Below are 9,102 nucleotides of genomic sequence, written 5' to 3'. Positions count from 1 at the left end.
GGCCCGGGCGGGGCCGACGCGGGCGCGGGAGAGGGCGCGGACACCGGGCATGCGGGCAGCGCCCGTGGCACGGACGCGGCCGGTCCGCATGCCGCAGCCGGGGCCGGGGCAGAGGGCGGAGCCGGGTCCGAGGCCGGGTCCGGGGCCGGGGACGAGATCGGGGACCGGATCGGGGACGGGATCGTCGATCCGGACACCGACGAGACGGGGGACGCGGCGCCCTCCGCAGAGGGCGTCGAGGCCGTGGAGGCGGTGGAGGCCATGGAGGCCGTTCTCGACACCGACGGCCCCCTCGGATGGCGACGGGTGCACGGCGCCATCGGCCTCGTCGACCTCGAGGCCCCACCCGAACTGCTCGCCGCCGAGCTGGGCTCCCTGCGGATCTTCGCCGGATACGCGGGCTGGGGCCCCGGGCAGTTGGAGAAGGAGCTGTCCGAGGGCGCCTGGTACGTGGTCGAGTCCGAGCCCGGCGACGTGTCCTCCCCGGCACCCGAACGGCTGTGGCGGTCCGTACTGCGACGGCAGCGCAGCGAGTTGGCGCTGGTCGCGACGTACCCCGACGACCCCTCGCTGAACTGACCGGGGCCCCGTGGCCCGGGGCCCCGAATGCCCGGCGGCACGCCCGGCTCGGAAGGGTCCTGGAGGGGTGACGCGGGTCACCGCCCATGCCTGACGTGTTCCGGTCGCATGAGTACCCTTGGACCGCATGAGCACTCTTGAGCCCGAGCGCGGGACGGGCACCGGCACACTCGTCGAACCGACCCCGCAGACATCGCACGGTGACGGCGATCACGAACGGTTCGCCCACTATGTCCAGAAGGACAAGATCATGGCGAGCGCGATGGACGGCACGCCCGTCGTCGCGCTCTGCGGCAAGGTCTGGGTCCCGGGGCGCGACCCCAAGAAGTACCCGGTCTGCCCCATGTGCAAGGAGATCTACGAGACGATGGGTCCCGGCGGGGACAAGAACGGCAAGGGCGGTAAGGACGGCAAGGGCGGCGGCAAGAAGTAGCCTCCGGCCTGTCAGCGCCGGCTCAGCGCTGAGCGCCCCGCGCCTCGCGCCCGCGCGCGCACCCGCGTAGTGCCCGCGCGTACTCGCACAGTGCCGCAGTCTCAGTCTGCGAAACCGCGCCTCGTCCGCTCCCCTCCGGGGGAGGGCCGGGGCGCGCTGTGCTTTCTCCGTTGCGCACTCTGCGGCTGTGAGCTGTGTGCTGTGTGCTGCGTGCTGTGCGTTCCGTGCTCCGTGTTGCGCGCTGCGCGCTGTGCGCGGAGTGCGGCGGGAGGCGTCCCCGTCCCTGAGAGCGCCTCCCGACACGACGGGACCGATGTTCGGTACCGGAGAGTCCGATGGCGGGCCCGGCGAAAAAGTTCACGGACAGCCCAGAGAAATTTCTCCGGCCCGGAAGCGGCCGTTAGAGGGGCAGCTGACCGGCGTCCTTCCGGCCCCCTCTCACCGGCGCCATGTGTGCGGAAGTCGCTCGGTGAGGCCGTCGCTCCCTGCTACCGTCAGGTTCACGACAGTTACCTGACGCTCAGGAGCCCGCCGTGCAACTGAACCGCCCAGCCGCCACGTTGGCCGCCGCCGCAGTCGCCTCAGCGCTGCTGCTGTCCGGATGTGGCGGTGGTGAGGGCGGTTCGTCGAAGGACGGAAAGATCGAGGGCGCGGGGTCCTCGAAGGACGACACGTCGCCCTCCCCGAGTGGGGGCGACGACTCCGCCAAGGACAAGCCCGCCGACTTCCGCACGTCCGACATCGAGCTGCCCGACGATGTCGAGCTCGTCTTCGACTGGAAGCAACCCTCCGACCCGGCCAAGGCCGCCGCGTTGGACGGCGCGGCGGACTACATGAGGGCGTTGATCCACGGCACGGCGAAGCAGGACCCGGATGACCCGGTGGTGGTGCGGCACGTGGTGCCGTTGCAGACCGCTGGAGAGTACGCAGCGGTGTTGATCAAGGCACACGTCAAGGACGATGTCACCGTCACCGGGAAAGACCGCTACTACCGCGAGAAAGTCGGCGATGTCGTCGACGGGCGGCTCGCCGAGGTCTCCTTCTGCGTGGACCAGTCCGACTTCTTCGCCAAGGAGATCAAGAGCGGAAAGGTCCTGCGTACCGAGGAAGGGCCGGCGGACTACATGCGCTACACGCTGGTGATGCAGAAGCCCGAGAAGTCGTCTTCTCCGTGGAGGGCACGGACCTTCGAGTACGAGGACAAGGCGGTGAAACAGTGCAAAGACTGACCTTCATATCTGGTCTCTGCGTACTGTCGCTCCTCGCTAGTGCTCCACTTGCGCTGGCACGCGATGATCGGCGCAGCAGTAGTAACACCTTCAAGAAGGGTGGCGGCTTCGAGAACGGTGAGGCCGCCGCTGAGGCTCAGGGGAAGCGAACTGTCACCTACTCCGGTGGCGGAGACGGCTCCGGGGGCGGCAACCTCTCCGTTCCCACGGGGAACTGGTCACCGCCGCCGTGCTGGTACGCGCCCACGTACACGCCCAAGGAGCTCAAGGCGAAGGTGGACGACTCCCCGTACTCCCTCACGGGGCGCCAGCCGAACAACGGGAGGCTCAAGCAAGAGGTCGACCAGGACATTCGACACATGTACGAGGATGGCGACTACAAGGACTTCAACCTCAAGAAGCAGGGGGAAGGGACTTTTTGGGCTGCGGTGCCGAATCCGGATGAGCCGGATGCGGCGAAGGCGCAGTCGTGCACGAGGTTGCCGTTCTGGGTGAAGAACGGGGAGCGCCCGGAGGTGGAGAACGCGATCAGCCCGAAGATCCTCTCCAAGCTGGCGTACGCGCGGATCACCGTTCCCGAGACGGAGGTCGAGCTGAACCCGAAGGACCGGCAGACGGTGAATCTGCCCACGTGGGTGTGGCTGGACAAGGGCAGGTACAAGCCGCTGTCGGTCACGGCTTCCGTCGATCTGGGCGCAGGCCAGTCGATCTCGGCGACGACGACCGTGAAGCCGGGTTCCCTCCACTTGTCCCCGGGCACCGAGGAGGCCGTGGTGCACCCGGAGTCCGGTGAGTGCGCGGCTAACGAGGACGGTGGGGTCGGCTCCCCGTACGAGAAGGGTTCGGGGAAGAAGTCGCCGCCGTGCGGGGTGACGTATCAGCGGGCGACGCAGAATGATGCGGGTTATCCGCTCAAGGCGACCCTCACGTGGGAGGCGTCGTGGAAGGGCAGTGGCGGCGAGAGCGACAACGAGCTACCGGACGGCGAGTTCAGCGGCGTGCAGGACGTCACCGTCCAGGAGATCCAGTCCGTGAACTAGCGTCGCGCTTCTTCGATGGCCTTCTCGGTCAGCTCCGGTGACGCACCCGCTCTGAGCCGTTGCGTGAGGTGAACCGACGCAGTTGGTACGGGCTTTGGGGGCTGAGGCGTTCGGATACGCCCAGCGATCACCTGCTCACGCTTGCTACCGTCAGGTTCACGACAGTCACCTGACGCCCGGGAGCCCGCTGTGCGACTCGCCCGCCCCGCCCACCCGTTGGCCGCCGCCACCGTTGCGGCTGTGTTCCTGCTCGCAGGATGCGGGGGAGAAAACGACGGTTCCAAGGGCGACAAGATCGACGGAGCGGGGGGCTCGGCGGACAAGTCCGCGAGCCCGAGCAAGAGTGACGCCCCGGCTGAGGGCGATGCCGCCGACTTCCGCACCTCGGATATCGAGCTTCCCGACGACGTGGAACTCGTCTTCGACTGGAAGCAGCCCTCCGACAAGGAGAAGGCCGCTGCGTTGGATGGGGCGGCGGACTACATGCGAGCCCTGATGCACGGCACGGTGGCGCAGGACCCGAAGGATCCGGTGGTTGGCAAGCACACCGTGCCGCTGCAGACGGCTGAGAAGTTCGCGACGAGACTTATCGAGATGGACGTGAAGGACGGCGTCACTGCGACAGGTGAGGAGCGCTACTACCGCGCAAACATCGGCGAAGTGGTGGATGGCAAGCTCGTTGAAGTCGCTTTCTGTGTGGACCAGTCGAAGTTCTACGACAAAGACGTCGAAACTGGAAAGGTGCGGCGCACCGAAGAAGACGCGTCCAGCTATATGCGCTACACGCTGGTGATGCAGAAACCCAAGGGGGAAGGCCCATGGAAAGCTCGGGGGTTCGAGTTTGAGGGAAAGGCGGTGACGCAATGCAGAGACTGACCTTCAGAACCACTGCTGTCACGGCGCTGTGTGCCTGTGCGGTCCTCGGCTGTGCCACCTCGGCCTGGGCTAACCGCGGGAATCCCTACGGTGCAGGGGAGGTTCTGCAGAAAGGAGGCCTCGACGAGAGCAGCGCTGGGGCTGCTGCTGGGGGAAGCCGCCGTATCACCTACTCGGGCTCAGGGACCGACGACCGAGGCGGCGCGGGCAACCTGTCCGTGCCACATTCGACTAATTGGTCACCGCCCCCGTGCTGGTACGCGCCCACCTACTCGCCGAAGGAGTTGAAGGCGCAGCTTGAGGACTCGCCGTTTTCGGTGACGGGGCGGACGCCTGACAACGGGGGTATGAAGCAGGAGACGGATACGGCGATCTGGGATCGCTACACGAAGGGGAAGTACAAGGACTTCAACCTGGACAAGCAGGGGGAGGGGACTTTCTGGGCTGCGGTGCCGAATCCGGATGAGCCGGATGCGGCGAAGGCGCAGTCGTGCACGAGGTTGCCGTTCTGGGTGGAGAACGGGGAGCGTCCGGACGTGGAGAACGCGATCAGCCCGAAGATCCTCTCCAAGCTCGCCTACGCGCGGATCACCGTTCCCGAGACGGAGGTCGAACTGAACCCGAAGGACCGGCAGACGGTGAACCTGCCGACGTGGGTGTGGCTGGACAAGGGCAGGTACAAGCCGCTGTCTGTCACGGCTTCCGTCGACTTGGGCGGGGGCGTGAAGATCTCGGCGACGACGACGGTGAAGCCTGAGTCGTTGGCGTTGTCCGCGGGGACGGAGGATGCGAGGTTGCATCCGGGGTCGGGGGAGTGCCCGGTGAGTGAGGACGGGGGAATCGGGAGCCCGTATGAGAAGGGGTCGGGAAAGAAGACGCCGCCGTGCGGGGTGACGTATCTGCGGGCGACGCAGGACGGTGGCGGCGGCTACCCGTTGAAGGCGACGCTGACCTGGGACGCTTCGTGGGAGGGTACCGGCGGGGCCGGTGACGACGACCTGCCGGACGGCCGGTTCGGCGGCACGCAGAACGTGACCGTCCAGGAGATCCAGTCCATCAACTGAGGCCCGAGCGTGGGGCGGACGGCGTCGCGGTCGTCGCGTCCGGCAGGGAACGAATTCTCAGTTCGGGCCGTCCCACGGGGCCCAGTCGAGGGCCTCGCGCCAGCCCGGCCGGTCGAACGCCCAGGCCTGGAGGACGCCTGCCACCGGCTCGGGGCGGAGGATCTCCGGTTGGGCCGGTACGTGGGCCTGGAAGTGGTGTTCGGGGCCGCCCTCGCGGTATTCCACCCGGTAGCTGAAGTCGTCGTTGAGGTGGACCTGCATGTAGTGGTGGCCTGCGGGTTCCCTCCCCGGACGCTCGACGACGACGAACCGGAACCGCAGGTTCATGTCGGCCAGAAGGTCGTGGAGTTGGTCTTCGGAGGGGTCGTCCCAGACCGTGCCGTCCCACTCGGTCGCCCGCAGCGCTGGCGCCGGCGCCGGCGCAGATGCCGGTTCCGGTGCCGAACCCAGTGCCGGCTCCGGTTCCGATTCCGGCTCCAGTTCCGGTGCCGGCACCGGCACCGGTGTCGGTTTCGACGGCGGTATCGGGGGCGGGGTCGGTGTCGTCATGACGGGTGAGCCTACCGGCGGCTCACGAGACGTCGGGCGGCGTGTGGCGCGCGGAGGCGCCGCCGGCTCCGGGCGCCGCGCAGGCGGCGGTGCCGCCGGGCAGGCGGTGCCGGTTCGCGGCGACGAGGCGGTAGAGGCCGGCCGCGGCCCACCGAAGCGGCGGCAGAGTCAGCACGGCGCCCGCCACCGTCCAGGCGCCGCCCGCGCTCAGCAGGGCTTTCGCGACAGCCTGCGCGCCCCCGTGGACCGCGCCCGTCGGTGTCACCCACAGCACCTCGTAGGCGGCGCGCTCGCGCGTGACGCCCAGGCGTGCGAGGTCCGCGTACTGCCACGGCACCGTCGCGCAGCGCGGCCGGACGAGCCGCTCTGAGAGGCGCACCGCCGTGGTGCAGAAGCCGCAGTCTCCGTCGTAGACCAGTACGGGTCGGGTCGGCATGTTCTCGATTGTCGCTCCGCACGGGGGTCCGCGCTGACAGACTCGGATCATGAAGGTGTACATCAGTGCGGACATGGAGGGCGTCACGGGCCTGGTCGGCGCCGACGACGTGCAGATGGGCGGCCGGGACTACGAGCGCGGGCGCGTGATGATGACGCAGGACGTCAACGCGGCCATCAGGGGTGCCCTGACCGGCGGTGCGGGCGAGATCGTCGTCAACGACACACACAGCACGATGCGCAACCTGCTCGTGGAGGACCTGCATCCGGCGGCCTCCCTGGTGCGCGGCAAGCCGAAGCCGATGGGCATGCTCCAGGACCTGGACGACTCGTTCGACGCCGTGGTGTGCGTCGGCTACCACGCGCGGGCGGGCGCACTGGGCGTCCTCAGCCACAGCTACATGGGGCACGAGATCGAGGACATGTGGCTCGACGACGCGCGGGCGATGGGCGAGATCGGCTTCTCGTACGCGACGGCCACCGCGATCGGTGTGCCCGTGGTGGCGCTCTCGGGCTGTGACGTGGCGTGCGAGGAGGTGAAGGAGTGGGACGCCCACGTCCATGCGGCGCCGGTGAAGTACGCCCGCGACCGCTTCGCCGCACGGCTGCGCCCGGCTCAGGAGGCGCGTGACGCCATCGAGGAGGCGGCGGCGGAGGGTGTGCGCGGCGCCGCGTCCCGCACCCGCATGGTGCCCGACACGACGGAGCACGCTCTCGCCGTGCGCTGGCAGTCGGCTTCGGTCGCCCAGCAACTGGAGGGCGTGCCCGGGGTGGCGCGTACGGATGACCGTACGGTACTGGTGCGGGGCGAGCTGCCTGCCCTCTTCCGGCTCTTCGGGGTCTTCCAGCAGGTCGCGGCCTCCCTCACGGGGCAGGCACCGTACTGCTGAGCAGCCGCCCGGCTCCCTGCCCCGCCGGAGGCCAGGACGCCGGGCCGCCATTCCCCTCGGATCAGCCCCTCGGATCAGCCTCTCGGGTCAGTCCCTCGGATCGAGCCCTCGAATCAGTCCCCCTCGGAGCGGAACGGGATGGTCAGCCAGGGGCTCTCCGGCTCCGTGGTGAGCAGGCGGTGTCCGGTCAGCGTCTCCTCGTAGAAGGGGCCGAACTCCTCGTCGTCGAAGTGGAGGCAGCGGCCGAGCGCGTACCCCGCGGAGAAGTCCTCCCACGAGCGGTACGCGGCGGTGCTCACGCGCCCCGCGCGCAGCACGGCCTCCTCCGCCTCGTCCAGGGTGCAAAAGCGTGCGCCCAGCCCGAAGCGGGCCATGTTCGAGGCGCGGCCGTAGTCCCAGGCGGCGACGGAGCGGACGAACCGGCCCTCCGGCAGCAACCCGTCGGCGCGGAAGCGCGCCTCGTACCTGGTGATGCGCCCGATGAGCCGCTTGACGCCCTCGACCTGCGCCTCCATCTCCTCCTCGGACGGGCCCTCCGTACGGGTGACGCCCTCCGAAGTGAGCTCCACGCGGGCGGTGGGCACCCGGCTGCGCAGCACCCGTTCGGTGGCCTGCCGCCAGTGACCGGTCTCCACCTGGCCGCCGAAGTCCTGCGCCAGACTGTGCCGCACCCCCAGTGTGAACTCCCACACCGGGCTGCTCATCTCCGCGGTGAGCAGGTCCTCCTGGTGGCGCTGCCACGTCTCCCGCGTCGTGACGCCCCACCAGCGGTCCAGGAGGCGCCGTTCGTCGGTGTAGCCGTGACCGTGACCGAGAGCGTTCCAGTACCTGCCGTTCTTCACCGACATCAGCGCCCCGCACGCCAGTCCGCGTGCGACCGCGCCGGTGCGCGGTCCGCCGACCCACAGGGTGCGCAGGGTCTCGTGCGCAGGGGTGCGCGCGTGCGTGACGTTGTCCGCGTGGTGCTGCCACAGTGCGCGGAAACCCGGCCCTGACGGGAAGTACGCCTCACAGGGCGAGCCCGGGTTGACCGCCAGCCACGGCGGGTCGGTCGCCTCCCAGCCGCGCGCGAACCAGCCCAGGCTCTGCGAGAAGAAGACCGGGTTGTCGATCGGGGCCGGAAGCATGGCCTCCGTGTAGACGGGGGTGCACCAGGCCTGGATCTCGGGACGCCACACCGGGGTGATGGCGACCCGCCCCGGATTCGCCTCCAGCCAGCCGCGCGGGGCCGCGTGGTACAGCGACTCGCCGGCCAGCACGTCCAGGTAGGCGGCCCAGTCGTGCCGCGACTTCGCCTCGTACAGCCGTCGTTCTACGTCGCTGGGTATCTCCTGCCACGCCGCCGCCCGAGTCCCCGGGTGGTCCGGGGACTCGGGGTGGGTGGCCGCTGCCCCGGCGGCCCCGCCGCCGCCCGTGGCCTTGGCAACGTCCGGCCCCGCGACCTCCCCGGCCGCCCCCCGCTTCCCCCCCCCCCCCCCCCCCCCCCCCCCCCCCCCCCCCCCCCCCCCCCCCCCCCCCCCCCCCCCCCCGCTTCCACATCCGATGACCTCGCAACCTCGCAGTCGTGTCCCGCTTCGCCGCTTCCCGCGTGCGTCCGTCGTGCTGTGGCGCCCGTACCCGACGCCGTGCCTCGCGCCATCGGGCTGTCAGAACAGCCGACTGCAGAGGGGGACGACGTAGACGAGCGCCAGGAAGGCGATGACCGCCCCGATGACGATCCGCTTCCTGGCCGCTGCCGCACGCTGCGCGTCCGCCGGCCCGCGCGGCGGCGCCCACCCGGCCCCCGGATGCGCCCCGTACGGATTGGGTGGCGGGGTCGGCAGACGCGGAGACCGCAGGGCCATGGGGCGGTGTCCTCCGTAGGGACGGCGAGGAGGTCGGGACTGCCATGCATTCTGACCCTCTGTGACGCTCAGGTCAACGCACGGTCAGTCAAAACAGCCGCCGCTGGTGGCGTGGGCTCCCCGGGGCGCTCGGGGTGCGGGTACACGGCGTGGCTCGGGCTCG

At 69.8% G+C, this 9,102-nt stretch carries 11 protein-coding genes; 7 read left to right on the top strand and 4 right to left on the bottom strand.

The genetic code is table 11. From position 1 onward, the window contains the following. The 6 genes from AB8Z75_RS07970 to AB8Z75_RS07945 all read left to right on the top strand — a co-directional run. On the top strand, positions 1-579 hold a 579-nt coding region (locus AB8Z75_RS07970; RefSeq protein WP_369200689.1), incomplete at its 5' end, for a YqgE/AlgH family protein. A 127-nt stretch (positions 580-706) separates the two neighbouring features. Beyond that, a complete protein-coding gene (locus tag AB8Z75_RS07965) occupies positions 707-1,012 on the top strand; it encodes a DUF3039 domain-containing protein (protein WP_369200688.1) in 306 nt (101 codons plus the stop codon). Between the two features lie 533 nt (positions 1,013-1,545). Next, on the top strand, positions 1,546-2,241 hold the full coding sequence (locus AB8Z75_RS07960; protein WP_369200687.1) for a hypothetical protein: 696 nt from the start codon (positions 1,546-1,548) through the stop codon (positions 2,239-2,241). Next, positions 2,229-3,281 carry a hypothetical protein gene (locus AB8Z75_RS07955; protein ID WP_369200686.1) on the top strand — a complete coding sequence of 351 codons (1,053 nt, stop codon included), beginning with the start codon at positions 2,229-2,231 and terminating at the stop codon, positions 3,279-3,281. The genes AB8Z75_RS07960 and AB8Z75_RS07955 overlap by 13 nt, the downstream gene beginning before the upstream one ends. 240 nt (positions 3,282-3,521) lie before the next feature. After that, on the top strand, positions 3,522-4,157 hold the full coding sequence (locus AB8Z75_RS07950; RefSeq protein WP_369200685.1) for a hypothetical protein: 636 nt from the start codon (positions 3,522-3,524) through the stop codon (positions 4,155-4,157). After that, entirely contained in the window at positions 4,145-5,221 is a 1,077-nt protein-coding gene (locus AB8Z75_RS07945) for a hypothetical protein (RefSeq protein ID WP_369200684.1), read from the top strand. The genes AB8Z75_RS07950 and AB8Z75_RS07945 overlap by 13 nt, the downstream gene beginning before the upstream one ends. Positions 5,222-5,278: 57 nt before the next feature. Here the strand turns inward: AB8Z75_RS07945 and AB8Z75_RS07940 are convergent, their stop codons facing one another. Together AB8Z75_RS07940 and AB8Z75_RS07935 are read right to left on the bottom strand one after the other, a co-directional pair. Next, the gene (locus AB8Z75_RS07940) at positions 5,279-5,770 is read right to left on the bottom strand and encodes a hypothetical protein (protein ID WP_369200683.1); all 492 of its coding nucleotides are present in this window, start codon (positions 5,768-5,770) and stop codon (positions 5,279-5,281) included. Positions 5,771-5,792: 22 nt separating this feature from the next. Beyond that, positions 5,793-6,206 carry a thiol-disulfide oxidoreductase DCC family protein gene (locus tag AB8Z75_RS07935; RefSeq protein WP_369200682.1) on the bottom strand — a complete coding sequence of 138 codons (414 nt, stop codon included), beginning with the start codon at positions 6,204-6,206 and terminating at the stop codon, positions 5,793-5,795. A gap of 49 nt (positions 6,207-6,255) precedes the next feature. Between AB8Z75_RS07935 and AB8Z75_RS07930 the strand changes: the two genes are divergently transcribed. Continuing rightward, positions 6,256-7,095 (top strand): M55 family metallopeptidase, encoded by an 840-nt coding sequence (locus tag AB8Z75_RS07930; protein WP_369200681.1) that lies wholly within the window; start codon positions 6,256-6,258, stop codon positions 7,093-7,095. Positions 7,096-7,208: 113 nt separating this feature from the next. On the opposite strand, the gene AB8Z75_RS07925 is transcribed toward AB8Z75_RS07930, so the two are convergent. Both AB8Z75_RS07925 and AB8Z75_RS07920 read right to left on the bottom strand, forming a co-directional pair. Further along, positions 7,209-8,354, bottom strand: coding sequence for a DUF1266 domain-containing protein (locus AB8Z75_RS07925; protein WP_369200680.1), 1,146 nt, complete (start codon positions 8,352-8,354; stop codon positions 7,209-7,211). A 387-nt stretch (positions 8,355-8,741) separates the two neighbouring features. Further along, a complete protein-coding gene (locus AB8Z75_RS07920; RefSeq protein WP_369200679.1) occupies positions 8,742-8,939 on the bottom strand; it encodes a hypothetical protein in 198 nt (65 codons plus the stop codon). Positions 8,940-9,102 lie beyond the last annotated feature (163 nt).

The organism is Streptomyces sp. PU-14G (genome assembly GCF_041028275.1).
GTDB lineage: Bacteria > Actinomycetota > Actinomycetes > Streptomycetales > Streptomycetaceae > Streptomyces.
The sequence above is the reverse complement of the archived record's forward strand: the minus strand, read 5'-3'. Positions and strand labels throughout refer to the sequence as shown.